This window comes from Vogesella lacus, from assembly GCF_979366295.1.
This window is the reverse complement of record NZ_CEETQT010000010.1, coordinates 44,824-70,409: the sequence shown is the minus strand read 5'-3', so window position 1 is coordinate 70,409 and position 25,586 is coordinate 44,824. Positions and strand designations below refer to the sequence as shown.

Genomic DNA, 25,586 nt, shown 5'->3' with positions numbered 1-25,586 from the left:
AGCATGAGCACAGCATTAAGCACTCTGACCCGTCAGCTGGCCGGTCGTCTCAATCTGGTCGATGGCGGCGAGCTGATGGATACGCTCAAGGCCACTGCCTTTCGCGGCAATGTCACCGATGCGCAAATGACTGCGCTGTTGATCGTGGCCAATCAGTTCGGCCTCAATCCGTGGACCAAAGAAATCTACGCCTTCCCTGACCCCAAAGGCGGCGGCATTGTGCCGGTGGTTGGCGTAGATGGTTGGGCGCGCATCATCAATGAACACCCGCAATTCGACGGTATGGACTTCGAAAGCGATGAAGAAGGGTGCACCTGCATCATTTACCGCAAAGACCGCACTCGGCCGATCCGGATAACCGAGTACATGGCCGAGTGCAAAAAGCAGGGGGGCGGTCCGTGGCAATCCCACCCGCGCCGCATGCTGCGTCACAAGGCCATGATCCAGTGCGCCCGTTTGGCTTTCGGCTTTGGCGGCATCCACGACGAAGAGGATGCTGCACGCATCGTCGAAAAAGACATCACGCCACAAGCCGAAGTTATCGCCAAGCCGCTCGTGCTTGAACCCTACCCGGCAGACAAGTTCGAAGCCAATTTCGAACAGTGGCGGGGTGTGGTCGAGAGCGGCAAATACTCGGCTGACAGCATCATCGCCAAGATCAAAACCCGCAACACGCTTACCGACGAACAAGAAACCCGTCTGCGTGCATGTGGCGGCGAGCAGGGAGCAACCTATGAAAACGCTTGATCTGATCCAGGGCTCGCCAGAATGGCTGGCCATTCGTGCCAAGCACTTCACCGCCAGCGAGGCTGCCGCCATGCTGGGCCTGTGCGACAAGGTGAAGCGCACCGAGCTGCTGCACATGAAAGCCACCGGCACCGCCAAAGAATTCTCCGAGTGGGTGCAAAAGAACCTGCTGGATAAGGGGCACGAGGTGGAAGCGGCGACCCGCCCGATCATCGAGGCTCGGCTAGGCGAAGACCTGTACCCGACCACGGGCGAGGCTTACGTCGAAGGGCTGCCACTGCTGGCCAGCTTCGACGGTATCACCATGCTGGAAGACACCTGCTGGGAAAACAAGATGTGGAACACCTGGCTGGTGGCATACATCGAGGCCAATCAGGATGTGCCAGACACGCACTGGCCGCAACTCGAGCAGCAACTACTGGTGAGTCGTGCCAACAGTGTGCTGTTCACGGTATCGGATGGCACAGAGGATAACCTGGTCGAGTTGTGTTACCAGTCCAGGCCCGAGCGTCGCGCGCTGCTGATTGGTGGCTGGCAACAGTTCGCCGCCGATTTGGCGGCATACAAGCCCGACGTCGAGCAAGCGGCCAACCTGACCGGCAAAGTCCCCGACACCTTGCCCGCGCTGCGTATTGAAGTCACCGGCATGGTAACGGCCTCAAATCTGGCCGACTTCAAGGAAACCGCGCTGGCGGCCATTCGCAGCGTGAATCGCACGCTGGAATCCGACCAGGACTTTGCCGATGCCGAGCAGTCGGTGAAGTGGTGCGGTGAGGTTGAAGCAAGGTTGGCCGCTGCCAAGGAACACGCCCTGAGCCAGACCAGCAGTATCGACCAGCTGTTCAAGGCGATCGACGACATCAGTGCCGAGGCGCGCAAGGTGCGGCTGGATCTGGAAAAACTGGTCAAGCAGCGCAAAGACGCCATTCGCGACAGCATCATCCTGGATGCCAGGCAGCAACTGACAGCCCATCTGGCCCAACTGAATGCCGACATCGGCAAAGCATACATGCCGGCACTGGCGGGTGATTTTGCCGCTGCCATCAAAGGCAAGCGCACGCTGGCCAGTCTGCGCGATGCCGCCAGCACCGAGCTGGCGCGGGTGAAGGTCGAAGCCAATGCCATTGCCGACAAGCTGACGGCCAACCTCAAGACCCTGCAAACCTTGGCCGCAGACCACCTTTTCCTGTTCGCAGACGAGAGCGTCATCGTGCACAAGTCACCGGATGACCTGGCCTTGCTGATCAAATCGCGTCTTGATGCTCACCAACAGGCCGAGCGTGAGCGGGTAGAGCGAGAGTGTCAGCAGCGAGAGGCAGAGCAGCGGCGCCAGGACGAAGCCGCAGTGAAGGCTGCTCCTGAGGCAGAGGCGGCCAACAAGGCCATAGTGCCTGCCGTGAAAGAAGCAGCGGCGGCTGATCTGTTTGCGATGTCAGCTATAGCGGCCAATCAGGCGTCAGCGGCACCGCCAGGCGAGCCAACACTGCGCTTGGGCATGATCAACGACCGGTTGGGCTTCGACGTGTCGGTCAAGCTGCTGGCGTCACTGGGCTTCACGGCAACCCAAGAAGGTGCAGCCCGGCTGTATCACGAAGCCGACTTCATCCCGATCTGCCGCGCATTGATGGGGCATATCCGTGCGGTGGCCACGGGCGAGCAGCGCGAGGCGGCCTGATCCATGGTTGTCACTTCATTCAGTAAGCCGGCCAGCCAGCACTACACAGAAGCAAAGCTGAAGCAGTTGCTGGCCGATGCCGAACTCAATGCATCCCGTGACTGGGATAGCAATTTCATCTCCGACATGCTGAGCCGATTCAAGACGTACGGCATGGGCATGCACATCAGTACGCTGCAGAAACACCATCTGGAGCGGATAGCCAATCTCGACACCGAAAGGACTCGTAATGGAACCCACAATTAGCCAGGAAGAAATGATCCAACTGGAAGAGCAGATGCATGCCCGGCACATTGCCGAGACATTCCTGATGGGTGATCTCATCAAGGCCGCGACTCGCCAGCTGAAAGAACTGGTCATGCCCTTCGGCAAGATGGATCAGGATATGCAGGCTGAAGTACTTGGGCGTGTGCATGAAGACATCGCCAAAGCTGTTCAGGAAGCAGTGAGTGTCATTGTGACCGGTAATCGCATCCACTTCCGCACAGCAGTGAAGTCAGTCCAGTTTGTCGAAAACGAGGTAAAAGTTCAGTTGACCTGCATGAACAGTATCGAGGCACATCACTTGGCCAATAAGGCGGGTGGCATTGTCATGGTCGTGCTTGAGGATGGCAAACGCTACCTTGATGTGGGCGATGCGCTGCAAGGGGAGCCAGATCAACCGGCGCTTTTCGATGCCAGCACGGAAGGCACTGGCTGGCAGGGGCGTGAGGCGGCTTAGTGCGCCTCTCACTCTGGCTTTGATTTGCCCTCAATCAGCGATCTGATTTGCTCGTCAAATGAGTATGTCAGATCCACTGGGCTGCCAGGCTTTGTATCGGCGCTTTGCGGATTGATGAAGCTGAATTTCGGTTCAAAGTTGATGTTCACGCTGTAATCAACTGGGCTTGAGGATTTGTCCGGACGAGGCACCTGCCAAGCCAGTGAGTGGTAGTCGCTGGCGCTGGCAGGGGGTCTTTGGAAGATGGCAAAGTTGTCCAGTTGCTGGCTATCGTTCTTCAGTGAGAATTTCATGGCAAATCCCTGTCGCGGCATGCAATAGCAATGATTATAGATGCATAACAGGTAAGAAATTGATTGTCACGCATTCACATGGGCCGCTATCTGCGGCCTTTATCTTTTTGAGTGAGGTTCCGAGATGGGTAGCAATGTTTCCTTTGTACTTTTAACCGCGGCTCAGCTGGCTGAAATGACGATGGTCATGCAGCTGCTTCGCAAACGCGCAGCCGGCTATGACCGACTGCGCATCGCGCACGAACAGCTGCGTGCTGCGCACGCCACAGAGCTGCGCAAGGCGGAGGGTGATGCTCGCTACATCAATGAGCTTTATCAGCGACTGCAGGAGCTTGGCCGCAGGAATACCGCGCTGGCGGCCGAGGTCGAGCGAGCGGAGTTGGCAGAGCAGCAGTTGGCAGCTGCCGATCGGCGGATTGCCGAACTCAGGGTTGCGTTACAGCTGGCCAAGCTGCCAGAAGAGAGTCGGGAGGCGGTATGGAGGGAGGCAGCATGAATCAAATCAATGATCGTTACCTGCGAATCAAGGACGTTTGCGAGAAAACGGGCCTGGGTATGACCACTATTTATCGTCGGATGCACGCAGGGCAGTTCCCCAGGCAGATCAAGCTTGGGGATCGCGTTGCAGTCTGGAGAGAAAGTGCAATCAATGAGTGGATGGCCGATCAGGAAAGGGCCGCGTGAGGCATTGCCTTCGTCTCAATGCCATCAATAAAGTCGGCCCACCATTGCAGCATCTGGCGGCGTTCATCCATGTACTCGGCATGGTTGTACGCCGCTTTTACTTTGTTCTTTTCGGCATGTGCAAGTTGGCGCTCAATCGCCAATGCGCTAAATCCATTCTCATGCAGCAGGGTCGAGGCTGTGGCGCGGAAGTCGTGCCCGGTTACCGATCCTGAGCTGTATCCCATGTGCTCAAGTGCCCGATTGATCGTTGTGGCACTCATGCTCTCACTTGGCCTTCTCTGATTCGGGAAAAGCAGTTTCCCGCCGCCGGTGATGCCATGTAGCTCTTTCAGCAAAGCAATGGATTGTCTGGATAGTGGTACTACGTGCAGGCGGTTCATCTTCATGCGCCCAGCGGGAATACGCCACTCTCCGCGTGCCAGATCAAACTCATCCCAAGTTGCCAACCTGACTTCGGCAGTCCTGGTGAAGCAGTACATCAGCAGCTGGATGGCAATAATGGTTGTACGGTTGCCTTTATAGGCAGCCAGTCTGGCTTTCAGGTCCGCAAGATCGTCAGTAGACAGGGCGCGGCTGTGGTTGACTGGCGGGCGGTGTAGCGCGCCTTTCAATGCATATGCGGGGTCAAAGTCTGCCCGCAATGTGGCGACGCCATAGCAAAAGACTGCCGAGCACCATTGGCGCACCAGAATGGCCAGTGTCACAGCCCCGCGTTTTTCCATTTTTTGCAGCATGGCCAGCAAGGTTGCAGCTGATATGTCGCGTAAAGGCAAGGAGCCAAATGCAGGGAAGGCATTCTTTTCGAGGGCGTTGCTCGCCTGCAGGTAAGTGTGAGGCTTCCAGCTGGCCCGTTTCTTTTCAAGCCATTCGCGCGCCACGGCTTCAAACGTATTGGCGCTGCTGCTGAGTTGTGCTGCTTTCTCGGTTTGCCGGACGTGAGAAGGGTGCTTGCCGACCTTGATTAGCTCTTTGGCCTTGTCTCGTTCTGTTCGGGCCTCTGATAGCGACAGGGATGGGTATTCACCTATTGCATAAACGTTTTCCCGAACGACTCCTTCGGCATCGCGCATCCGGTATTTATACCGCCAGAGCTTTGAGCCATTTGGCTTGATCAGCAGGTACAGGCCATTGCTATCCGAGAGCTTGATCTGCTTTTCGCCGGGCTTTGTCTGCCGGATTTTGACGTCGGTGAGTGCCATGAGGGGGTACCTTATTTCTGGTACCCCCAAAAATACCCCCTTTTTTCTGGGCTGTCATGGGGGTATCTGGAAGGATGTGGAAAGGTACATCCTTTTAAAATAAGGCTTTGGGATGCTTGGCGGGAGGATGTGGAAGGGCTTGGAAAGCTAGTGCTGATAATCGATCATCAATAGCATAGCGCTGTTAATCCTTTGATTTTGTATAAGATTGTTTGCACGATCTGGCTTTGATGGGCTTTGCTCTTTCGGCAATGTAGCGCATGGCAAAGGCAAGCCTGGATCTGCTGCAGCATGCTGCGGATATTGGCTTACATCATAACCGATTCGGTGGTGATTCGAGATGGGGAAGTGCTTGGCAATCGAGTGTGATCGTACTGATTTTATCGGCTGCAGTGGATGGGTTAATTGGTAATGCGTGCTACTTGATCGTTAAGAATAGAAAAAAGCCGCAGCAAGGCTGCGGCTTTTCTTGGGGCTGTACGGAATCAGGCTTCTGCGGTATCGGCATCGCCTTGAGCTTCATAGCGTGCGCGAACGGCTTTGCGCAGGCTCTTGTACAGGTCCGGGTGGGTTTCCTTCAGGTATTCGACGATTTCGAAATCTTCGCGACGAACCTTGGTCAGGTCGATTTGCTCAACATGAACCAGACGCAGCAGTTCGCGAACAGGCTTTGGCATGTTGCGACCGCTTTCGTAGCGGGAGCCGCCAGACTGGGTAACGCCGATGCGGCTCCAGAATTCTTGCTGGTTCAGACCCAGTTTGCGACGGATTTCACGTGGATTGGCAATTTTATCAAACAGTTTCATGGCGTTCCTCGGTATCTTGAGAGTGTTATATGGACGGTTGTCCGTATGTGACTGTAATGCAATGTAAAACCATATCAGCGAGGGTCTTTGCCCGCGCTTTATTTGACTTGCATTGAGATGATAGCAGAGGTGACCAGAAAAGGACAGTGTAATTTATGCATTACAACCATGCCCGTCGGTTATGACGGGCATGGTTAAGAATTGGGGTGGCGAGCCAAACCCCCGGCACTTGAGTTAAGTAACTGTGGCTGCTTCCTTCCGGACCTGACCAGGTTCATTACCACCCAATGCGGGGAGACCCGCCGTAGAGTTGAAAGCGCAGATTAAAGCATCTGTTAATATCTGGCAAGAACTATTTGCGAATGCAATCTCAATGCGGTCGGCATTCTGGGTTTTCAATGCCAATAATTGGAAGTTTGCTGAGATTGTTTGCTAATTTATTGTCAGTTTTGCTTGTGTTGTCATGATCGATCGGCAGATCGCGTTGTTTCGCGCGAGGCTTCCCGGTCATCCCGTGCCGGATTTCTATCGCTGGTAGGGCGATGGGGCGTGCGAATGACGGGAGCTGGGTTTGCCGTTGATAGTGGCTGACCATTGACGGAAAGACTTGCTTTGATTTTGGCAAAGGATTGTTGTTCGATGCCATCAATTTCAAGCAAGTCAGCAGGGGTGTTGAATGGCCCTGCTTCTTTGCGCACGCTGATAATTTGTTGCGCGTGGACGGGCGGAATGCCAATCCTGATGAGTGCTTCAAGACTGGCGGTATTGATTTCAACACCGGGGGTGGGCATGAGCAGCATGGATAGCCAGAGTAGCAGCTGTTGCATGATCTTTCTCCCGAAAGAGCCTGCTATCAGTATAGAAGCTGCTGTCTGGCTTGCTGTGTTGACCTTTGTACTATGTCAGCACTCGACGATGTTGACTGGCACTTCGATCACATTGATCGCGAGGCCGCCACGAGCGGTTTCCTTGTATTTGGTGCTCATGTCACGGCCTGTGTCGCGCATGGTCTTGATGACGCGATCCAGCGAAACAAAGTGATGACCGTCGCCGCGCAGTGCCATGCGTGCGGCGTTGATTGCCTTGATGGCCGCCATGGCATTGCGTTCGATGCAAGGCACTTGTACCAGTCCGCCAACCGGGTCGCAGGTCAGGCCAAGATTGTGCTCCATACCGATTTCGGCGGCATTTTCGACTTGTTCTGGTGTGCCGCCCAAAACTTCGGCCAAGGCGCCTGCAGCCATAGAACAGGCGGAGCCGACCTCACCCTGGCAGCCAACTTCAGCGCCAGAGATGGAAGCATTAAGTTTGAACAGAATGCCGATGGCGCCAGCAGTCAGCAGAAAGCGGATCGCACCTTCGTCATTGGCATTCGGTACAAATCGGGCGTAATAGTGCAAGACGGCAGGAATAATGCCTGCTGCACCATTGGTCGGTGCGGTCACTACGCGGCCGCCGGCAGCATTTTCTTCATTGACTGCGAGTGCATACAGGTTGACCCAGTCGAGTACAGTCAGTGGGTCACGCAGCGCAGCTTCTGGTGAGGCCAGCAGCTTGCGATACATGTCAGATGCGCGACGTTTGACTTTCATGCCGCCTGGCAGGATGCCTTCGCGCTCGCAGCCGCGCTTCACGCAAGCTTGCATGACCTGCCAGATTTGCAGCAGGCCACTGCGGATTTCATCTTCTGTGCGCCAGGCCAGTTCGTTTTCCAGCATGATCTGGCTGATGGACTTGCCATGGCGCTGACACAGTGCCAGCAGTTCGGCACCACTTTTGAATGGATGACGCAGCTCGGTGACACCTGGCGGGGTGAAGCCGGCATCGATGGCCGCTTCATCCACAACAAAGCCGCCGCCTACTGAGTAATAGGCACGCTTGGAGAGGCTGTTGCCCGAAGCATCAAATGCCTCGAATATCATACCGTTGGGGTGGTAGGGCAGCGCCTTGCGCTTGTAGAGAATCAGGTCTTCTGACTCGTTGAAATTGATGGTGTGCTTGCCCAGCAGGTTGATCGAGCGGGCTTCGCGAATGGCATGCAGCATGGTGTCGACCTGATCAGTGTCGACCAGATCCGGCAGCTCACCCTGCAGGCCAAGCAGCACGGCGGTATCGGTGCCGTGGCCTTTGCCGGTGGCACCGAGCGAGCCGAACATCTCTGACTTCACCCGACAGGTAATGCCAAGCAGGCCATCCTTGTCGAGCCGTGCGATAAATTGGCGGGCTGCGCGCATCGGGCCGACGGTGTGCGAGCTGGATGGGCCGATACCGATTTTAAACAGGTCAAAAACACTAATTGCCATGCTGCTTCTCTTATTTTTGCTCGGGTGGCCTTGCGGCCAACCCAGGTTTGACGGGTGTGTGTGGCGGCTACGTTGGCCGCAGCCGCCGGATTGTACTTAACGATAGACGGGGAAGTCAGCGCAAAGCGCCAGAACCTGGCGTTTTACCCGATTGGCAACCTCGGTGTTGTCAATATCATCCAGAATGTCGCAAACCAGATTGGCAATCAGGGTGGCTTCTGCTTCTTTGAAGCCGCGGCTGGTGATGGCTGGTGTGCCGATGCGGATGCCACTGGTGACAAACGGACTTTGCGGGTCGTTGGGCACGGCATTCTTGTTGACCGTGATGTTGGCCGCACCCAGTGCGGCATCTGCCGCTTTGCCGGTAATGCCTTTGTCGATGAGATCCAGCAAGAACAGGTGATCATCGGTTTTGCCCGAGACAATCTTGTAGCCGCGGTGCTGGAAGGTGCTGACCATTGAGCGTGCATTGGCAAGCACTTGCTGCTGGTAAGTAATGAACTCGGGTTGCTGTGCCTCAAGGAAGGCAACCGCCTTGGCAGCGATGACATGCATCAGTGGGCCGCCCTGAATGCCGGGGAAAACCAGTGATTGCAGCTTTTTGACCAGCTCTTCCGGCGGGTTGGCCGCAAGGATCAGGCCGCCGCGTGGGCCGCGCAGGGTCTTGTGGGTGGTGGTGGTGACCACATGGGCGTGTGGCAGCGGGTTGGGATAAAGGCCGGCGGCAACCAGTCCGGCGACATGGGCCATGTCCACGAATAACCATGCCCCGATGCTGTCGGCAATTTCGCGCATGCGTGCCCAGTCTACGATCAGCGAATAGGCGGAGAAGCCGGCAACAATCATCTCGGGGCGGTGCTCTGCGGCCAACCTTGCCACCTCGTCGTAATCGATTTCGCCGCTCTGGCTGTCAATGCCGTACTGGATGGCATTGTAGATTTTGCCGGAGAAATTGACTTTGGCACCGTGGGTGAGATGACCGCCATGGGCCAGGCTCATGCCAAGAATGGTGTCGCCCGGTTGCAGCAGCGACATGTATACCGCTGCGTTGGCCTGACTGCCGGAGTGTGGCTGCACATTGGCGTAATCAGCGCCAAATAGCTGCTTTGCACGGTCGATAGCCAGTTGCTCAACCACATCAACATGTTCGCAGCCGCCGTAATAGCGCTTGCCCGGGTAGCCTTCGGCGTATTTATTGGTTAGTTGACTGCCCTGTGCCTGCATGACGCGCGGGCTGGCATAGTTTTCCGAGGCAATCAGCTCGATGTGTTGTTCCTGACGCAGTGTTTCGGCCTGCATGGCCGCCCATAGCGCATCATCAAATCCGGCAATTTCCATCTCTCTGTGAAACATCGCGCAACTCCTGTTATGTGCCGCAAGACAACGGGTCTTGTGATCGGCTGGTAGTGGCGAGTGTGTAGGGGTAGGGCTGGAATGAAAAAAGGAGCCCCGTCCGGTATCACCCGACGTTGCCCCCTCTGTCCCTTTGCCTGAGAGATTCTGGCTACCAGATTGCGGTAGCCGTGCTGCCTTCGGCGAGGTGCTGCTTTGCAGACCTGCTCTCCAGAGTGCCTGGTTCACACAGTTCTTTTGCCTGAGAGTTTCTGGGGCGATTCCCCTTCGGCGCTGTCGCAGTCGTTCCGGACAGTCTCTCCTGTGTATCCCGTGGAATGTTTGACATTCCTGCGGCTCAGGCAAATCTAGAGAAAGTTGATGTCCAAGTCAAATGCCGGCAAGGAAAGTGATTGGCATATACGATTGTCAGAAATATTGCTGTTTGGCATTGCTGGCTAAAATTTGAGAGGTAGTTTTGATGCGGGGATTTAATGAAATGCTCAGTTAGGCTTGATATATAACATCGAATAGGCTGAAATGCGCGAGTTCGGGACGTACTTGCTGGTTGACTCGTTTGTCTTTTGTCATCGTGTGGTTTGGTGTCAACTGACTGAGTTGACTATATTTTGGCAAGTTCGTGTCTCAAGGCTTATATGAATAATAGGCCATTCAATAAATAAAAACGCAAGCAAGGGGAGCGCGCATGACAATCCGAACCCGATTGATGATGTTCGTGTTGTTGGTGATGACTGCATCAACAGCAGTATTCTGTGGCATCGTGTATTTCAAGATGAGCCAAGCGCTCGAAGAGGAGATCTCCCGCGAGATCAATCTCGCCGCTGACAACAAGGCCAGCTTTGTGACCGAATGGGTACAAAGCCGCCAGCAGATTGTCAGCTCGATTCTTGGCCGTTTCGGCAAGGGTGATTTGCAGCCGATTCTGGATCAGGCTCAACATGCCGGTGGTTTTGATTCGGCTTATGTTGGCCAGCCAGACAAGACCATGACCATGGATGCCAAATCGCCTGCATTGCCAGCTGGCTACGATCCGACTGGCCGGCCTTGGTACAAGGCCGCAGCAGCCGTTGATGGCCCGACCACTTCGCCTCCTTATCTTGATGCCGCAACCAAGCGCCCGATCATCACTTTTGCCGAGTCGCAAAAGTCGGGCGGTACGTTGACGGCAGTTGCTGGCGGTGACGTTACGCTGGCGCGGGTGGTTGACGAGATCGTCTCTTCCAAATTGCCGGGCGGTGGCTATGCCTTCTTGGTAACGGCTGAGGGTGAGGTGATTGCCCACCCGCAGAAGGACTCGGTACTGAAGAAAATCGGCGAAGTAGTGCCTGGCATCGACCTTGGTTCGCTGGCCAAAGATGGCAGCATTCAGGATATCGACCTGGGTGGCGAAGTGAATATGGTTTCGCTGATGTCTGTGCCAAAAACAGGCTGGCTGCTTGGTATCGTGGTGCCAAAAGCCGAGGCCATGTCGCCGGTGCGCGAGTTGCTGACAGTGTTGATCATTCTGGCGATTGTTGGCTTGTCGATTGCGTCGGTACTGACTTATGCCGGTGTTGCCAAAATGCTTTCGGGGCTGGGTTCCTTGCGCAAGGCCATGCTGGAGGTTGCCAGTGGTCAGGGTGATCTGACCAAGACCATTCCGGTGGGTAATCGTGACGAGGTCGGCCAGATTGCCGAGTCGTTCAACCAGTTTGTGGCCAAGTTGCGTGAGATGTTCCTGACGGTACGTGGCGAATCTGATGCCTTGGCGATGGATGCGGTGGGTCTTAATCGTGTTGCGGACAAGATTGCCCAGGATTCACGCGTGCAGTCATCCGAATTGTCGGCAACGGCGGCAACGATCGAGGAGATTACAGTCAGCATTAACCACATTGCAGATCATGTCGGTGAGACTGAGCAGCTGGTGTCCCGCTCTCGTGACAATGCTTTTGACTCTCACAAGGCGATGGCTGAAGTTGCCCGCGAAGTCGAGTCCATCGTTACTGCGGTGGGTTCATTGCAGGATGTGATGTCCAGCCTGTCGGGCCAGTCCGAGCAAATCAAAGGCATCGTGGCCGTGATCCGTGATATCGCGGATCAGACTAATATGCTGGCGCTGAATGCAGCTATCGAAGCGGCACGGGCCGGCGAGCAGGGGCGTGGTTTTGCCGTGGTGGCGGATGAAGTGCGCAAGCTGGCCGAGCGTACAGCAACGGCTACCGTCCAGATTGCCGAGCTGATTGATACCGTTATCGCCAAAACGGGTGAGGCGATTACACATGCTGACGAGACTAATGCCAAGGTGGCCAGTGGTGTAGCGCTGTCGCGTCAGGCAGCTGACAAGGTAGACATGATCAAGGGTCACGCTGAGGAGATTTCTTCTCGCATGGGCGAGATTACGTCTTCAACCGCCGAGCAGGGCGTGGCAACCAATGAAATGGCGCGTAGTGCCGAGCGCGTAAACGTGATGGCGCAGCAGACTGATGCAAGTTTGCAGGATGCGCTGGCTACGATTCAGTTGCTGGCCAGTCGTGGTGATCAGCTCAAGTCACTGGTGTCGCAATTCAAGCTGTGAGTGCGGATGTATTGAGATAAAAAAGAGGCGCAGATGCGCCTCTTTTTTATTTGGCGTTCTCGAAAAGCGGTTGGGTACTGACAGAAATGATTTCACACACCTCGCCAGAGTTGTTGTGTATCGCGTGTCTTTCTTTCGGGTTGAAATGCAGCGAATCGCCACTGACCAGATCATATTTGTTGTTGCCGACGATATAGCGCACCTTGCCATTCAGCACGTAGACAAACTCGTCCCCCTCGTGGCTGACCTCTTCCGAGCGGTAGTCAATTGGTAGGATCAGTTTGACTGCATTGAGTACGCTGCCGTCAAAGGAGGTGCTCAGGCGCTCATAGCGCTGCATCATGCCGGTGAGGGCATAGCTTTGGCGGGTGTTTTGGTGAGAGTCGGGTGCCTCCTGGCGTGGCAGGGGGAATAGCTCGCTACTTGAGACGCCGAGTGACTTTGCGATGTTGGCCAGCGAGGATAGCGACAGGCCGGTCATGTCCCGTTCGGCCTGGGACAGGAAGCCTGCAGAAACCCCGGCCTCTTTGGATACTTGTACCAGTGTCTTGCCGCAGAGCTTTCTGTATCGCCTTAGTCGTTGGCCTATCGATTCTTCTGACATCGCTGTTGTATTCCCGTTGCGCGGTATGCGCATGTTTTATCAATATCGTGAGTTTGGCAATCAAAATTTAAGTGACACTAAAATTTGCTTGCTATCATGCACTGAATTATTACGCAAAAGACAGGGAGCAGGTGATGGCAATCGGGATTGGTGGTGTCAGCAAGCAGGATGCACTGCAAAAATTATCGTGCATGACGGCAAATGTGCAGCCGATTGAACTGGCTGAATATCAGGCGAGAATGGGCAAGGCCGCGAGTCTGATGCAAGAGCATGGTATTGATGCCATGTATCTGCATGCAGGGACTAGCCTCAAGTATTTTACCGGTCTGAAATGGTATGCCAGCGAGCGTATGGTCGGTGCAGTGCTGACGGCCGGTGGTCAGCTACGTTTTATTGCACCCCATTTCGAGCTGGGTACGCTGGATGAGTATATGGTTCAGCGCGCGCCGGTGAGTGGCTGGCATGAGCACGAATCGCCTTATGCGCTGTTGTTCCGTGTGCTTGGCGAGCTGGGTGTCAATGCTGATCAGGCCAATACCGTACTGGCTATTGATGAAAGTACTCCGTTCTTCGTGTTTGACGGTTTGCGCGAACAAGGTGCGGCTTGTCGTTTCGTCAATGCCAAGCCAGTGACAGCTGGTTGCCGCATGCAGAAATCTGCTGCCGAGCTCGCGCTGATGCAGGCGGCCAAAGACATGACGCTGGAAGTTCACAAGGCGGTTGCCAGCATCTTGCATGAAGGCATCTCCACGCTAGAGGTCGAGGCGTTCATCGATGAGGCGCATCGCAAGGTGGGTGCGGCTGCGGGTTCCTATTTCTGTATCGCCTTGTTTGGCCCGGCGACGGCTTTTCCGCACGGGGTGAAGGAACCGCAATACCTGAAGCAGGGTGATATGGTGTTGATTGATACCGGTTGTGAGCTGCATGGCTATCTGTCGGATATTACCCGCAGCTATGTTTTTGGCGAGGCCAGCGAGCGTCAGCGGCAAGTATGGCAAGCAGAAAAGTCAGCGCAGGCTGCGGCCTTTGCTGCTGCACAGCTGGGCAAGCCTTGCGGCTCGGTTGACCTGGCTGCCAGAGCGCAATTGCAGGTGGATGGTTTTGGCCCGGAGTACGAGCTGCCGGGGCTGCCGCATCGTACGGGTCATGGCATCGGGCTGGATATTCACGAGTGGCCGTATCTGGTGAGTTCTGACCAGACGCCGCTGGCGGTCGGCATGTGCTTCAGTAATGAGCCGATGATATGCGTGCCGGGAGAGTTTGGCGTGCGGCTGGAGGATCATTTCTACATGACCGAGCAAGGCCCGCGCTGGTTTACCGAGCCTAGCCACAGTATTGACGATCCGTTTGGTTATCAGCGGTAAACGGACCGTCAATCCGGCTTTGTACTAGCCTGGTGTGAGGTCGGCGGCCACGGTGCTGACGGCCTCTTTTTCCAGCCAGTCATGAATGGCCTTGGCAGCCAGCAGCCATTGCCTGTCCAGCATCACCATATGGCCCAGTTCGTCGATATTGCATTGCTTGGCATTCAGGCGTTGCACGACCTCGCGAACATCGCTGTCGCCGATCAGCAAGTCAGACTTGCCCAGCAAGACCAGCGCATGATCAGGGCGTTGGCTATATCTTGCGGCCAACGTTGACCAGCTCATGTCGAGCAGGGCTTTCTGGCTTTCGGGCCGGCAATGGCTAAGGCACCATTCGATATCCTTGTCCGAACTGTGTTCGCTGAACAGCAGGGCGCGTACGCTGTCAGCATCCATGCCGGTGCCGGTCAGCTGAAACATATTGAGCCGGGTCAGCAGGTCGGGGCGCTGACACATCATGCGCCAGGTCGAGCGTGACAGCCCGCTGGCCGGTACGGGTGCCAGCAGGGCGACGGCGTGCAGCGGGTGTCGGGTCAGGTATTCCTGCACCACAAAGCCGCCCATGGAGTGGGCGATGATGATAGGCTGCGGGTCACCCAGCAAGGTCAGCGCTTGCGCAAGATTATCGACATAACGATCAATGCCCGGCGGCAGACCATTGCTGTTGGGTGATTTGCCGTGGCCCTCGAAGCTGAGGGCCCAGCAATCAAAACCTTGTTTGGCAAACCAGGGCATGAAGCGCTCATGCCAGCAGCTGGCATCCGAATAAGCGCCATGTAAAAACAGCAATGGACGCGTCTGGCGTGACTTGCCCATTGCCGGTTTGTGTATCAGTTCAAGTGCGGACAAATCAGAGTACCTCCGCCGCGTGGTCGGCGAGTCGCGAGCGCTCGCCGCGTTGCAAGGTGATATGGCCCGAATGCGGCCAACCTTTGAAGCGATCTACGACATAAGTCAGGCCAGAGCTGCCTTCCGTCAAGTAGGGGGTGTCAATCTGGCTGATATTTCCCAGGCAGACAACCTTGGTGCCCGGGCCTGCACGGGTAATCAGGGTCTTCATCTGCTTGGGCGTCAGGTTTTGCGCTTCGTCGATGATCAGATACTTGTTGAGGAAGGTGCGGCCGCGCATGAAGTTCAGCGATTTGACCTTGATGCGGCTGCGGATCAGGTCGCGGGTGGCGGCGCGCCCCCAGTCGCCACTGTCATCTTCGCTGCGATTGAGCACATCAAGGTTGTCTTCGAGTGCGCCCATCCATGGCAGCATTTTTTCCTCTTCGGTGCCAGGCAAAAAGCCGATGTCTTCGCCGACTGGCACCGTCACCCGCGTCATGATGATTTCGCTGTACAGCTTTTGTTCCAGCGTCATGGCGAGGCCGGCAGCCAAGGTCAGCAAGGTCTTGCCGGTACCGGCCTGGCCCAGCAAGGTCACGAAATCGATCTCCGGGTTCATCAGCAGATTCAGCGCGAAGTTTTGTTCGCGATTGCGTGCGGTGATGCCCCAGACATTGTTTTTCTGGTGACTGTAATCCTTGAGGGTTTCGAGTGTGGCTTCTTTGCCTTCCTGCTGGATGACACGGGCTTGCAGGGTTTGATCGCCGCCTTGCCATAACAGCTGGTTCAGCAGCAGCTTGTTGGCATCCGGGCCTTTGAGCTGGTAATAGGTGCGACCGTTTTCCTGCCAGGATCGCAGCTCCTTGCCGTTTCTGTCCCAGAACTGGCTGTTGATTTCGAGTGTGCCGGTATACAGCAGGTCGCTGTCTTCCAGCACCTTGTCGTTGAAGTAGTCTTCGGCATCCAGCCCCAGCGCACGTGCCTTGATGCGCATATTGATGTCTTTCGACACCAGTACGACCTCGCGTTCGGCATCGTGCTGCTTCAGTGCCATCACGATGCCGAGTATCTGGTTATCGGCCTTGCCGACTGGCAGCGGATTGGGTAGTCGTGTATCGAGCAGGCGAGTCTGCAAAAACAGGCGGCCACTGGCGGCCTGATGGCTCTTGCTGCCTAGCGGGATGCCATCGTCGATATTGCGTTGCTGGCTGACCAGCTCGTCAATGAAGCGGCTGGCCTGGCGGCCGTTGCGGGCAACTTCGGACATGCCTTTCTTGTGATCGTCGAGCTCTTCGAGAGTGATGATGGGGATGTAGATGTCGTGTTCTTCGAAGCGGAACAGGCAGGTGGGGTCATGCAACAGCACATTGGTGTCGAGGACGAACAGTTTGCTGATCTTGCTTTTCTTGCGGCCAACCATGATTACCCCCTTGTCTGGTCAGGCCTGATGGCCTGACCGTGATCATCGCGGTGCCGGCAGAGATTTTATCCGGCTGTCGGCACCTGGCTCAGGGACTCGATGAAGGCGAGTACTTCATCGACGTGTCCGGGCACCTTGACGCCGCGCCATTCGCGCAGGATCTGGCCTTGGCCATCCAGAACGAAAGTGCTGCGCTCAATGCCTCTTACCTGTTTGCCGTACATGTTTTTCATTTTCATGACAGCAAACATCTCACATACAGTTTCGTCCGGATCGCTGATCAATTCAAATGGCAAAGCGTACTTGGCGCGGAAATTTTCATGGGATTTCAGGCTGTCACGCGAGACGCCGAAAATCGTGCAGTTGGCCGCAAGAAAGCGCTCGTGCAGATCGCGAAATGCCAGTGCCTCGTTGGTGCAGCCCGGCGTGTTGTCCTTGGGGTAGAAGTAGGCAATGGCAAGGCCGCTGGCCGGCAGGCGGGCAGTCAGGCCGCTGGTGGCCGGGGCTTCAAAAGCGGGGATAATCGTGCTCATGGTGGTCTCCATGTGGGTGATGTCGTCTGAGCAAAACCAGTACGGCACCGCTGCCGCCCTGATGGCTGTCGGTTTCACAAAAGGCCAGTACGTCCGGGTGCTGGCTTAACCAGCCGCGTACCATTTTGGGCAGTACCGGTTCGCCGCGCGAGCTCAGGCCTTTGCCGTGAATGATGCGCACGCAATTGCCTTGCTCGCGTTTTCGGTGCAAAAACACGGTCAGCTGTTCGTGTGCGGTGTGACGGTCAAGACCATGCAAGTCGAGCTCGCCGCAGACAGGCCAGTGTCCGCTCTTGAGGCGGCGCAGGCTGTTGCTGGCAATGCCGGGGCGGCGATGTTCGTAAGGAAGCTGTGCCGGTTCAAACCAGGCTGACATTTGTGTCAGCAGGGCATCGGTGGTCAGCAAGCTGTGGGATTTGCCATGCATGGGGCGCGGGCGTGGCTTGGGCAGTTGCGGGATGTGACGATTGTCAGGCTTGAGTGGCTTGACGCCGGGGACGGCAGACGGGAAGTCGATTTCAGCCGCAGGCGGCTCAGGGTTGGCCGCAGCCGGCGCCACGGGGGCGCGGGGCTGCAGCTTGATTTGCTTCAGTTGCGACTTGAGTGCTTTCAAGCAACTTACTTCAGCTGATCCAGATAACGCTCGGCGTCCAGAGCGGCTTGGCAGCCGGAGGCGGCGCTGGTTACGGCCTGGCGGTAGATATGATCCTGCACGTCACCGGCAGCGAAGACACCTTCGACGCTGGTGAGGGTGGCATTGCCATCGCGGCCGCCACGGGTAATCAGGTAGCCGGTTTCATCCATTTCCAGCTGGCCTTTGAAGATGTCGGTGTTCGGCTTGTGGCCGATGGCGATGAAGACGCCCATCAGGCCGATATCTTCGCTGCTGCCGTCGTTGAATTTCAGGCGAACACCCGTCACGCCGGAAGCATCGCCGAGGACTTCATCCAGATTGGCATTCAGCTTCAGGGTGACTTTGCCTTCGGCAACGCGAGCCATCAGCTTATCGATCATGATCTTTTCGGCGCGGAAGCTGTCGCGGCGATGGATCAGGGTCACATGCTTGGCGATGTTGGCCAGATAGAGTGCTTCTTCAACGGCAGTGTTGCCACCACCCACGACGGCTACGTCCTGATTGCGGTAGAAGAAACCATCGCAGGTCGCGCAGGCGGAAACGCCTTTGCCGGAGAACGCTTGCTCGGATGGCAGGCCCAGGTACTTGGCGGAAGCGCCAGTGGCGATGATCAGGGCGTCGCAAGTGTATTCGCCGCTGTCGCCGATCAGGCGGTAAGGCTTCTCATCCAGCTTGGTAGTGTGGATGTGATCAAAGATCATCTCGGTACCGAAACGCTCGGCATGCTGCTGGAAGCGCTGCATCAGCTCCGGGCCCATTACGCCGGAAGCGTCGGCAGGCCAGTTATCAACCTCGGTCGTGGTCATCAGCTGGCCGCCTTGGGCGAGGCCGGTAATGATGACCGGTTTCAGGTTGGCGCGTGCCGCGTAAACGGCAGCAGTGTAACCGGCAGGGCCGGAACCGAGGATGAGAAGCGGGGAGTGACGAGTCTGGCTCATGTTTTTTTCCTGTCAAACAGAAACGATAAGGCGTATTCTAACAGCTAAAGCACCTGTATCCGATTGAGTGTTGCTACTTGCCGGATAGATTTCGATTATCAACCATAGCAAAGGAGGATTTCATGGATGGCATTTCGGCGGCATCGGCGCAGAATATCAAGCAAACCACAGAAACTTTCGTGCTGAAGAAGGCTATGGAAGTGGCAGGAGATTCGGTGTTGAGTCTGGTTGGGGCGGCGGTTTCTGCATCGCCAAATCAGACCAATAATCCGCCAAATCTGGGTAATCGCATTGATGTGCGTGCCTGATGCCTTGAGGCAGTAAAACAAGAACGGGAGCCTTGGCTCCCGTTTTTCATTGCAGCTCAGGCGCTGGCACTGATAGCCGGGCCACTTGGCGGGCCGGCATCCTGCAGCAAGGACTGGTTGGCCTGATATTGCACGACAGCCTGCCTGGCAGGGTTGCCGCTGAAGCGCTGGTCTGCAAGTTCATTGCGATTCTGCGCAGGTGGATTGCTGGCAGGAGGGCGTGGCGCGGCTTCCGCGCGAACGGCATCGTTGGCGCTGTTGCCGCGGTTCTCGCTGCCTTGACTGTTACTGCTCTGTGCCGTGACGGCCTGGTTGGCCGCAACCTCACGCTGGCGATCAAACAGCTGGCTTTGCAGGGCGCTGCTGGTGGCGCTGATGGCATTGCTGCTTACCGGTGGTGCGGCCGGTGGCGGGGCAGCTTGTTCTGCTGCCGGTGCGGGCGTGGCGACGGCGGCGGGCGGGCTGTCTTCCGGTCGCTCGCGTACATTGCGGCCAACGTTGCTGACCGGGCTGTTAAAACTGTTAATCGCGTTCAGGTTCAGATCCATGATGGCGAGTCCCATGGCTTGGATTTGATTCTATTGTAGCGCAAGTACTTGATGTTGTTGGTGGTGAAGGCAGTCTGATCATCCAGATAATCAGGCCAAGTCCGAACGTAACCAACCCCGCGCCGAGCAGGGCCTGGTCAGCACGGAGCTGATAGCTGCTGAAGCCGATGGATAGCGTAATGGTGCAGATGGCAATGGTTTTGCTTCTGCGTGTCATGGTGCGATGCTGTTGCCACAGTCGCAACGGCGGGCCGAAGCGCGGGTGGTCGAGCAATTTTTGCGACAAGGCCGGATTGCTACGCGAAAAGCATGCCAAAGCCATGATCAGGAAGACGGTTGTTGGCATGACCGGCAGTAGTGCGCCGATCAGGCCCAAGAGCAAAAACAGGTAGCCGGCGACCAGCCAGAGCATTCGCAGGGGCTTTTGCATGCACCTCTCCGTGTGGTCGTGCCGGATTCAGTTTGGGCTGTTGTTCAGGGTGAGGGCCAGCATGCGCTCCGCCAGCTCGCTGACAGACAGATCACCACTATCGCGATACCACTGCACCGTCCAGTGCAGGCTACCCAGCAGGGTGCGACGCAGTAGGCGGGTGTCCTGCTTGACGAGGCCTTCGGCAGCAGCCTGATCCAGTACGTCCTGCCACAACGCTTCGTAGCGGTCGCGCAGGATGATCAGCCCCGGTTTGGCGTTGTCCGACACGCTGCGCCATTCGTAGAGCATCACTTCCAGCGCGGCCTGGTTGTCACCCAGCAGCGAGTGCAGATGGACGTGGAATAGTGCGGCCAACTTGTCGTGGGTGTTTTTGGCTTGACCCAGTGCGATGGCCAGTTGTTCGGTCGTGGCGGTAATGCCCAGCGCCATCACCGCCACCAGAATCTCTTCCTTGGTGCGGAAATGATAGAACAGGCTGCCAGACTGTAGGCCGACGGCATTGCCGAGGTCGCGCACCGTGGTGCGTTCGTAACCCTGATCGCGGAACAGGCGGGCGGCCGCACGGATCAGCTCCATGCGGCGGCTATTGTCTTCGGTGTGGCCAGGCAAGGTTTTACTCATCTTGAATTTCCACGGTGATTGGCAGGGGGGCGCGGTTCAGCAGTTGTTCGCAGGCTTGCAGGACGCGTTGCGGCTGCATGTCTTCGAGGCAGCGCAGGTGCTGATAAGGGCACTGGCGCTCGAAGCAGGGGCTGCAGTCCAGACCCAGCGTAACGATTTCAGCCTTGTCGCTCAAGGGCGGGGTGAAGTCGGGGCTGGATGAGCCATACAGGGCTACCAGCGGCAGATCCAGTGCGGCTGCAACATGCATGAGGCCGGAATCATTGCAGACGGCGAGCTTGCACAGCGCCAGCAAATCGATTGCCTCATCGAGGCCGGTCTTGCCGCACAGATTGATGGCGATGTCGCTGCTGAGGCGGCTGATCTCATCACCGATTTCCTGATCCTTGCCCGAGCCGAACAGCCAGACCTGAAAGCCTGCCTCGTGCAACATACGTGACAGGGCAGCAAAGTGGCGTGCCGGCCAGCGCTTGGCCGGGCCGTATTCGGCACCCGGGCACAGTGCGATAGCCGGTTTGTCGAGATTCAGGCCAATGCGGCTGGCGGCTTCGGCGCCCTTGGCAGTCGAGCCTTGCAGTGAAGGGTAGGGAATCGGTCGTTGCAGGGCGTGGCGGGGCGCTTCGGCAAGTATGCAGAAGCGCTCGACCATGGTTGGCAGCTCGTGCTCGTCCAGTTCGCGCAGATCATTCAACAGGCCGTAGCGCATTTCACCGGTAAAGCCGGTGCGCAGCGGAATGCCGGCCATGAAGGGGATCAGTGCCGCCTTCAGCGAGCCGGGCAGTACGACCACCTGATCGAACTTTTCTTTCGCCAGTTCGCGCGCAACGCGCCAGCGCTCGCCCAGACGCAGCTGGCCATGGCCGAAGGGATTCAGGTGGGCCTTGGCCACCTCGGGCATGCGTGCCAGGAGTGGCAGCGTCCAGGCCGGTGCAAACACATGCAGCTCGACGCCGGGGTTGCGCTCGTGCAAACGGCGGTACAGCGGCTGTGCCATGACGCCATCGCCCACCCAGGACGGGCCGATTACCAGTATTTTTTTGATCATGTAGCAATTAAAAAAGGTGCGACGTTGGCCGCACCTTGTCAAAGTGAAGAGCCGGCTCAGTGATGGCCGCTAACCGGGCCGTTCAGCTTGTAGCGGGTGCCACAGTAAGGGCACAGCGCTTCGCCGCCGTTCTTGACGATAGGCAGGAATACGCGCGGATGCGAGTTCCAGGCCACCATGTCTGGCGTAGGACAGTGCAGCGGCAGGTCCTTGCCGGTGACTTCGATCAGGCGTTCCTTGTTTTCTTTCAGCTCGGCCATGGTATTGCTTTCAGTTCTTTGCCCGCAGGCGGTTAGTCGATATAGGTGAGCCAGTGCTGCTTGTCGGCAGCCAGGCCTTTGACGCAGTCAAAGTAGCGTTTCTGGATGGCGGCGGTGATCGGGCCGCGTGTGCCTTCGCCGATAGGGCGGCGGTCCAGTTCGCGGATCGGGGTCACTTCGGCGGCGGTGCCGGTGAAGAAGGCTTCGTCAGCCGTGTAAACCTCGTCGCGGGTAATGCGTTTCTCGATGATCTCGTAGCCCATCTCTTCGGCCAGTTGCACTACGGTGTCGCGGGTAATGCCTTCGAGTGCGCTGGTGAGATCCGGCGTGTAAATCTTGCCCTTGCGGATGATGAAGATATTCTCGCCCGAGCCTTCGGCGACAAAACCGTCCACGTCCAGCAGCAGGGCTTCGTCATAGCCTTCAGCCGTGGCTTCGTTGTTGGCGAGGATGGAGTTCATGTAGTTGCCGTTGGCCTTGGCCTTGCACATGGTGATGTTGACGTGATGACGGGTGAAGGAACTCGTCTTCACGCGGATGCCTTTTTCCAGGCCGTCTTCGCCCAGATACGCACCCCATGGCCACGCAGCCACGATCACCTGTACATCATCCTGTTTCGGCGCTACGCCCAGTTTGCCGGAGCCGTAAAACGCCATCGGGCGGAAGTAGCAGGACTTCAGCTTGTTGGCACGCACCACGTCGATATGCGCCTGATTGATCTCGTCCTTGCTGAACGGCAGCTGCATGCCGAGAATCTTGGCGGAGCGGAACAGACGGTCGGTATGGTCCTGCAAGCGGAAGATTGCCGGGCCTTGCGGGGTTTCGTAAGCGCGCACGCCTTCGAAGACGCCCATGCCGTAGTGCAGGGTGTGGGTCAGCACGTGGGTGGTGGCATTGCGCCAGTCAACCAGTTCGCCGTTGTACCAGATGAATCCGTCACGATCAGCCATCGACATGGTGAATCTCCGTTTTGTCCTGTTTTTGATATCGCGCCATTATAGCGCTGTGTCGCTTGCTTGTGTTCTCAAGCAAGTGCTTGGAAAACATGCTGCCACAATCCGCGTACCTGCCGGTAGTCTTCCTGCGGAATGTCATGCACCTGCTTGCTGTCGTTCAGTCTGGCCGAGTGTTGCAGGCGGCGGAAATAACGGTAGGCACTTTGCACATGGGTGGCCATGTCTTCCGGTATCAGGCCAACGTTGGCCGCAAAACCCAGCAGCGCGATATTGCCGCTGTTGCGGGTGAGCTCGGGATAGTCGGCAGCGTGGGCAAGGATCAGATACTGGGTGATGAACTCGACATCAACGATGCCGCCGCGCGCATGTTTGATGTCGTCATCGTGTGCCGGGTGGCTTTCCAGCATCTTGTGGCGCATGCCGATGATTTCGTTGCGCAGCGCCGGCAGCTGCCGCGGCAGCGTCAACACCTGATGGCGAATCGCTTCGAAACGCTCGCCTATGGCGGCATCGCCGCAGACAAAGCGTGCGCGTGTCAGCGCCTGATGCTCCCACAGCCAGGCTTGGCGGTGCTGGTATTGCTCGAAAGCCGGCACGGTGCTGACCAGCAGGCCGCTGTCACCATTCGGGCGCAAGCGCAAATCCAGCTCGTACAGCGTGCCGGCGGCGGTGACGCTGGTCAGCCAGTTGCCGATCTTGCGCGCGAGGCGCGAGTAGATTTCCTGCGCATCGGGATGGTCATCGTCGTAGAGGAAAATCACGTCGAGATCCGAGGCATAGCCCAGCTCTTTGCCGCCGAGTTTGCCGTAGCCGATGATGCTGAATTGTGGCGTGTCGCGATGCTTTTTCGGCAGGCCGGCCCAGCAGTGACGCAAGGTGGCATCCAGTACCAGATCAGCCAGGGCCGACAGCTCGTCCGACAGCGCCTCCAGCGTCCACATGCCGGCCAGATCCTGCGCCACCAGACGGAAGGTCTGGGCATGCTGGAAGTGGCGCAGGGTGTCCATCTGCGCCTCGACATCGGCGTGGCAATCCTGCAACTGTTGCTCCAGCTGTGCGGCCAACGTTGGCCAGTCCGGCGCGGCATACAACACGCGGCCGTCCAGCAACTCGTCCAGCAGAATCGGGTGGCGGTTCAGATAAGCGGAGACCCAGGCGCTGGACGAGTACAGCGAAGCGAGGCGTTGCAAGGTTTGCGGATACTCCTGCAGCAGCGACAGATAGGCGGCGCGGCGGCTGATGGCTTCCAGCAGGCTGATGATGCGCGACAGGGTGGCGTCCGGGTTGTCAAAGCCGGCGGCAACCTCGATCAGCGGCGGCAGCAGGGCGTCCATCTTGTGGCGGCTGGCATCCGGCATTTGCAGATAACGTTGGCCGCAAGCCATGCTGCGCAACTGGCGCTGCACATCCTCGGGCTGCTGATAGCCCAGTTGGCGCAGAGTGTCGGCGCAATCGGTACTGGCGATGTCCAGCCACAGATTTTGTAGCGGATGAGCAGCCGCACCCTCGGTCGGCAGCAGGAATACCTGCTCGAAGTGACGGGTCACGCGGTGGCGGTGCTGGTTCAGTACCTGCATGAAGCCCGCCCAGTCGGCAAAACCCATGCTGCCGGCGATGCGGGTCTGGTTCTCGCTGCTGGTTGGCAGATTCTGGGTTTGCTGATCGTCGAGATACTGCAGGCGGTGTTCGAGATTGCGCAAAAAGGTATAGGCATCCAGCAACTCGGTCACGGCGTCAGGTTCCAGCAGGCGCAGCTCGGCCAGCAGGGCGTAGGTGTCACGTGTGCTTTTCAGCTGCAGGCGGCGCTCGCGGCCGCCGCGAATCAGCTGGAATACCTGGGCGATGAATTCGACCTCGCGGATGCCACCCGGCCCCAGCTTGATATTGTCGGCCATGTCGCGGCGGGCGACTTCGCGGCGAATCTGTGCGTGCAGCTCGCGCATCGCGCCATAGGCGCCGTAGTCCATGTATTTGCGGTAGACGAAAGGTCGCACCAGTTGCGCCAGATAGCTGTCGTCGCCACTCATCACCCGTGCCTTGATCCAGGCATAGCGTTCCCACTCGCGGCCTTGGGTCAGCAGATAGTTTTCCAGTGCGGCGAGGCTCATCACCAGCGGGCCGGAGTCGCCATAAGGCCGCAGGCGCATGTCGACGCGGAAGACCTGGCCATCGTAGGTCAGGTCGTTGATGGCGCGAATCAGCTCTTTGCCGAGGCGGGTGAAGTATTCGTGGTTGGATGTCTTGCGGCGGCCATTGGTCTCGCCGTCTTCTGGGTAGATGAAAATCAGGTCGATGTCGGACGAGACGTTCAGCTCGAAGCCGCCCAGCTTGCCCATGCCGATCACGATCAGCTCCTGCACTTCGCCGCTTTCCTCGCCTATCGGGTCGCCAAAGGCGGCCAAGCCCTGGCGTGCTACCGGCAGAGTCTGCTGTACGGCAAAATCGGCCAGCGCGCTGGTGGTGGTGACGACTTCGTGCAGATCGGCCAGGCCGGCCAGATCGCGGCTGATCAGCCTGGCCATGATGGCGGCGCGCAGTTTGCGCAGGGGCGGAATCAGCTCGTCGACGCTGCTGATGGCCTGCCAGTCGGCAAAGGCCAGCATTTCCTGGCGGTCAAATGGCTGTGCCAGCGATGCTTCGAGACGTTCAAGCTGTGCCGGATGGGCGTTCAGCAGGCGGTCCAGATAAAAACTGAATGCACGCGCACTAGCGATGGCCTCGTGGTTTGCTGGCATAATGTCCTTTCAACGCCA

28 protein-coding genes, 1 other RNA gene and 2 riboswitches are annotated in these 25,586 nt (G+C 57.4%); of the genes, 9 read left to right on the top strand and 20 right to left on the bottom strand.

Annotated elements, in window-relative coordinates:
• Positions 1–3: 3 nt before the first annotated feature.
• Genes ACZ9W6_RS13630 through ACZ9W6_RS13615 form a run of 4 tightly spaced genes read left to right on the top strand, consistent with a single transcriptional unit; the run spans position 4 to position 3,143 of the window.
• The gene (locus tag ACZ9W6_RS13630) at positions 4–747 is read left to right on the top strand and encodes a recombinase RecT (protein ID WP_465191708.1); all 744 of its coding nucleotides are present in this window, start codon (positions 4–6) and stop codon (positions 745–747) included.
• Positions 734–2,422 (top strand): YqaJ viral recombinase family protein, encoded by a 1,689-nt coding sequence (locus ACZ9W6_RS13625; RefSeq protein ID WP_465191707.1) that lies wholly within the window; start codon positions 734–736, stop codon positions 2,420–2,422. Before ACZ9W6_RS13630 ends, ACZ9W6_RS13625 begins: the two co-directional genes overlap by 14 nt.
• A gap of 3 nt (positions 2,423–2,425) precedes the next feature.
• Positions 2,426–2,668, top strand: coding sequence for a hypothetical protein (locus ACZ9W6_RS13620; protein WP_465191706.1), 243 nt, complete (start codon positions 2,426–2,428; stop codon positions 2,666–2,668).
• Positions 2,669–2,678: 10 nt separating this feature from the next.
• Entirely contained in the window at positions 2,679–3,143 is a 465-nt protein-coding gene (locus tag ACZ9W6_RS13615; protein ID WP_465191705.1) for a hypothetical protein, read from the top strand.
• A gap of 8 nt (positions 3,144–3,151) precedes the next feature.
• Here the strand turns inward: ACZ9W6_RS13615 and ACZ9W6_RS13610 are convergent, their stop codons facing one another.
• Positions 3,152–3,436, bottom strand: a complete 285-nt coding sequence (locus tag ACZ9W6_RS13610; protein WP_465191704.1) for a hypothetical protein — start codon at positions 3,434–3,436, stop codon at positions 3,152–3,154.
• Between the two features lie 124 nt (positions 3,437–3,560).
• Between ACZ9W6_RS13610 and ACZ9W6_RS13605 the strand changes: the two genes are divergently transcribed.
• Together ACZ9W6_RS13605 and ACZ9W6_RS13600 are read left to right on the top strand one after the other, a co-directional pair.
• Positions 3,561–3,932, top strand: a complete 372-nt coding sequence (locus ACZ9W6_RS13605; protein ID WP_465191702.1) for a hypothetical protein — start codon at positions 3,561–3,563, stop codon at positions 3,930–3,932.
• On the top strand, positions 3,929–4,120 hold the full coding sequence (locus tag ACZ9W6_RS13600) for a helix-turn-helix transcriptional regulator (RefSeq protein ID WP_465191701.1): 192 nt from the start codon (positions 3,929–3,931) through the stop codon (positions 4,118–4,120). The genes ACZ9W6_RS13605 and ACZ9W6_RS13600 overlap by 4 nt, the downstream gene beginning before the upstream one ends.
• Here the strand turns inward: ACZ9W6_RS13600 and ACZ9W6_RS13595 are convergent.
• From ACZ9W6_RS13595 to glyA, 6 genes are all read right to left on the bottom strand, one after another.
• Positions 4,102–5,322, bottom strand: coding sequence for a tyrosine-type recombinase/integrase (locus ACZ9W6_RS13595; RefSeq protein ID WP_465191700.1), 1,221 nt, complete (start codon positions 5,320–5,322; stop codon positions 4,102–4,104). The two genes, ACZ9W6_RS13600 and ACZ9W6_RS13595, sit on opposite strands and share 19 nt — an antisense overlap.
• A gap of 485 nt (positions 5,323–5,807) precedes the next feature.
• The gene (locus tag ACZ9W6_RS13590; RefSeq protein WP_465191699.1) at positions 5,808–6,128 is read right to left on the bottom strand and encodes a helix-turn-helix domain-containing protein; all 321 of its coding nucleotides are present in this window, start codon (positions 6,126–6,128) and stop codon (positions 5,808–5,810) included.
• Between the two features lie 205 nt (positions 6,129–6,333).
• Positions 6,334–6,432: signal recognition particle sRNA small type (ffs, locus tag ACZ9W6_RS13585), an RNA gene on the bottom strand.
• A 157-nt stretch (positions 6,433–6,589) separates the two neighbouring features.
• Positions 6,590–6,955, bottom strand: a complete 366-nt coding sequence (locus ACZ9W6_RS13580; protein WP_465191698.1) for a helix-hairpin-helix domain-containing protein — start codon at positions 6,953–6,955, stop codon at positions 6,590–6,592.
• A 75-nt stretch (positions 6,956–7,030) separates the two neighbouring features.
• Positions 7,031–8,431: an L-serine ammonia-lyase gene (locus ACZ9W6_RS13575; protein WP_465191697.1), complete on the bottom strand. Its 1,401-nt coding sequence runs from the start codon at positions 8,429–8,431 to the stop codon at positions 7,031–7,033.
• A gap of 96 nt (positions 8,432–8,527) precedes the next feature.
• The gene (glyA, locus tag ACZ9W6_RS13570) at positions 8,528–9,784 is read right to left on the bottom strand and encodes a serine hydroxymethyltransferase (protein WP_465191696.1); all 1,257 of its coding nucleotides are present in this window, start codon (positions 9,782–9,784) and stop codon (positions 8,528–8,530) included.
• A 121-nt stretch (positions 9,785–9,905) separates the two neighbouring features.
• Positions 9,906–10,002, bottom strand: a riboswitch (glycine riboswitch).
• A gap of 1 nt (position 10,003) precedes the next feature.
• A riboswitch (glycine riboswitch) is annotated at positions 10,004–10,098 on the bottom strand.
• Positions 10,099–10,469: 371 nt separating this feature from the next.
• Here glyA and ACZ9W6_RS13565 point away from each other — a divergent pair.
• A complete protein-coding gene (locus ACZ9W6_RS13565) occupies positions 10,470–12,338 on the top strand; it encodes a methyl-accepting chemotaxis protein (protein ID WP_465191695.1) in 1,869 nt (622 codons plus the stop codon).
• Between the two features lie 46 nt (positions 12,339–12,384).
• Here the strand turns inward: ACZ9W6_RS13565 and ACZ9W6_RS13560 are convergent, their stop codons facing one another.
• A complete protein-coding gene (locus ACZ9W6_RS13560) occupies positions 12,385–12,975 on the bottom strand; it encodes a helix-turn-helix domain-containing protein (RefSeq protein ID WP_465191694.1) in 591 nt (196 codons plus the stop codon).
• Between the two features lie 101 nt (positions 12,976–13,076).
• On the opposite strand from ACZ9W6_RS13560, the gene ACZ9W6_RS13555 reads away from it, so the two are divergent.
• The gene (locus tag ACZ9W6_RS13555) at positions 13,077–14,306 is read left to right on the top strand and encodes a M24 family metallopeptidase (protein ID WP_465191693.1); all 1,230 of its coding nucleotides are present in this window, start codon (positions 13,077–13,079) and stop codon (positions 14,304–14,306) included.
• A 24-nt stretch (positions 14,307–14,330) separates the two neighbouring features.
• On the opposite strand, the gene ACZ9W6_RS13550 is transcribed toward ACZ9W6_RS13555, so the two are convergent.
• The 5 genes from ACZ9W6_RS13550 to trxB all read right to left on the bottom strand — a co-directional run bounded on the left by ACZ9W6_RS13550 (position 14,331) and on the right by trxB (position 18,662).
• Entirely contained in the window at positions 14,331–15,122 is a 792-nt protein-coding gene (locus tag ACZ9W6_RS13550) for an alpha/beta hydrolase (protein ID WP_465191860.1), read from the bottom strand.
• 34 nt (positions 15,123–15,156) lie between these two features.
• On the bottom strand, positions 15,157–16,557 hold the full coding sequence (locus tag ACZ9W6_RS13545) for a PhoH family protein (RefSeq protein WP_465191692.1): 1,401 nt from the start codon (positions 16,555–16,557) through the stop codon (positions 15,157–15,159).
• Positions 16,558–16,622: 65 nt separating this feature from the next.
• Entirely contained in the window at positions 16,623–17,090 is a 468-nt protein-coding gene (locus ACZ9W6_RS13540; protein WP_465191691.1) for a peroxiredoxin, read from the bottom strand.
• The gene (locus ACZ9W6_RS13535) at positions 17,065–17,703 is read right to left on the bottom strand and encodes a Smr/MutS family protein (protein ID WP_465191690.1); all 639 of its coding nucleotides are present in this window, start codon (positions 17,701–17,703) and stop codon (positions 17,065–17,067) included. Before ACZ9W6_RS13535 ends, ACZ9W6_RS13540 begins: the two co-directional genes overlap by 26 nt.
• 5 nt (positions 17,704–17,708) lie before the next feature.
• Entirely contained in the window at positions 17,709–18,662 is a 954-nt protein-coding gene (trxB, locus tag ACZ9W6_RS13530) for a thioredoxin-disulfide reductase (protein ID WP_465191689.1), read from the bottom strand.
• A gap of 122 nt (positions 18,663–18,784) precedes the next feature.
• Between trxB and ACZ9W6_RS13525 the strand changes: the two genes are divergently transcribed.
• Complete coding sequence (locus tag ACZ9W6_RS13525) at positions 18,785–18,970, top strand: YjfB family protein (protein WP_465191688.1); 186 nt, start codon at positions 18,785–18,787, stop codon at positions 18,968–18,970.
• A gap of 56 nt (positions 18,971–19,026) precedes the next feature.
• Here ACZ9W6_RS13525 and ACZ9W6_RS13520 read toward each other — a convergent pair whose 3' ends face one another.
• The 7 genes from ACZ9W6_RS13520 to glnE all read right to left on the bottom strand — a co-directional run bounded on the left by ACZ9W6_RS13520 (position 19,027) and on the right by glnE (position 25,568).
• The gene (locus ACZ9W6_RS13520) at positions 19,027–19,518 is read right to left on the bottom strand and encodes a hypothetical protein (protein WP_465191687.1); all 492 of its coding nucleotides are present in this window, start codon (positions 19,516–19,518) and stop codon (positions 19,027–19,029) included.
• Complete coding sequence (locus ACZ9W6_RS13515; protein ID WP_465191686.1) at positions 19,493–19,948, bottom strand: YbaN family protein; 456 nt, start codon at positions 19,946–19,948, stop codon at positions 19,493–19,495. Before ACZ9W6_RS13515 ends, ACZ9W6_RS13520 begins: the two co-directional genes overlap by 26 nt.
• Before the next feature lie 27 nt (positions 19,949–19,975).
• Positions 19,976–20,572 (bottom strand): TetR/AcrR family transcriptional regulator, encoded by a 597-nt coding sequence (locus ACZ9W6_RS13510; RefSeq protein ID WP_465191685.1) that lies wholly within the window; start codon positions 20,570–20,572, stop codon positions 19,976–19,978.
• The gene (gene waaF, locus ACZ9W6_RS13505) at positions 20,565–21,617 is read right to left on the bottom strand and encodes a lipopolysaccharide heptosyltransferase II (protein ID WP_465191684.1); all 1,053 of its coding nucleotides are present in this window, start codon (positions 21,615–21,617) and stop codon (positions 20,565–20,567) included. Before waaF ends, ACZ9W6_RS13510 begins: the two co-directional genes overlap by 8 nt.
• A gap of 56 nt (positions 21,618–21,673) precedes the next feature.
• Positions 21,674–21,877, bottom strand: a complete 204-nt coding sequence (locus ACZ9W6_RS13500) for a zinc-finger domain-containing protein (RefSeq protein ID WP_465191683.1) — start codon at positions 21,875–21,877, stop codon at positions 21,674–21,676.
• A gap of 32 nt (positions 21,878–21,909) precedes the next feature.
• Complete coding sequence (locus ACZ9W6_RS13495) at positions 21,910–22,833, bottom strand: branched-chain amino acid transaminase (RefSeq protein ID WP_465191682.1); 924 nt, start codon at positions 22,831–22,833, stop codon at positions 21,910–21,912.
• A 68-nt stretch (positions 22,834–22,901) separates the two neighbouring features.
• Entirely contained in the window at positions 22,902–25,568 is a 2,667-nt protein-coding gene (glnE, locus tag ACZ9W6_RS13490) for a bifunctional [glutamate--ammonia ligase]-adenylyl-L-tyrosine phosphorylase/[glutamate--ammonia-ligase] adenylyltransferase (protein ID WP_465191681.1), read from the bottom strand.
• Positions 25,569–25,586 lie beyond the last annotated feature (18 nt).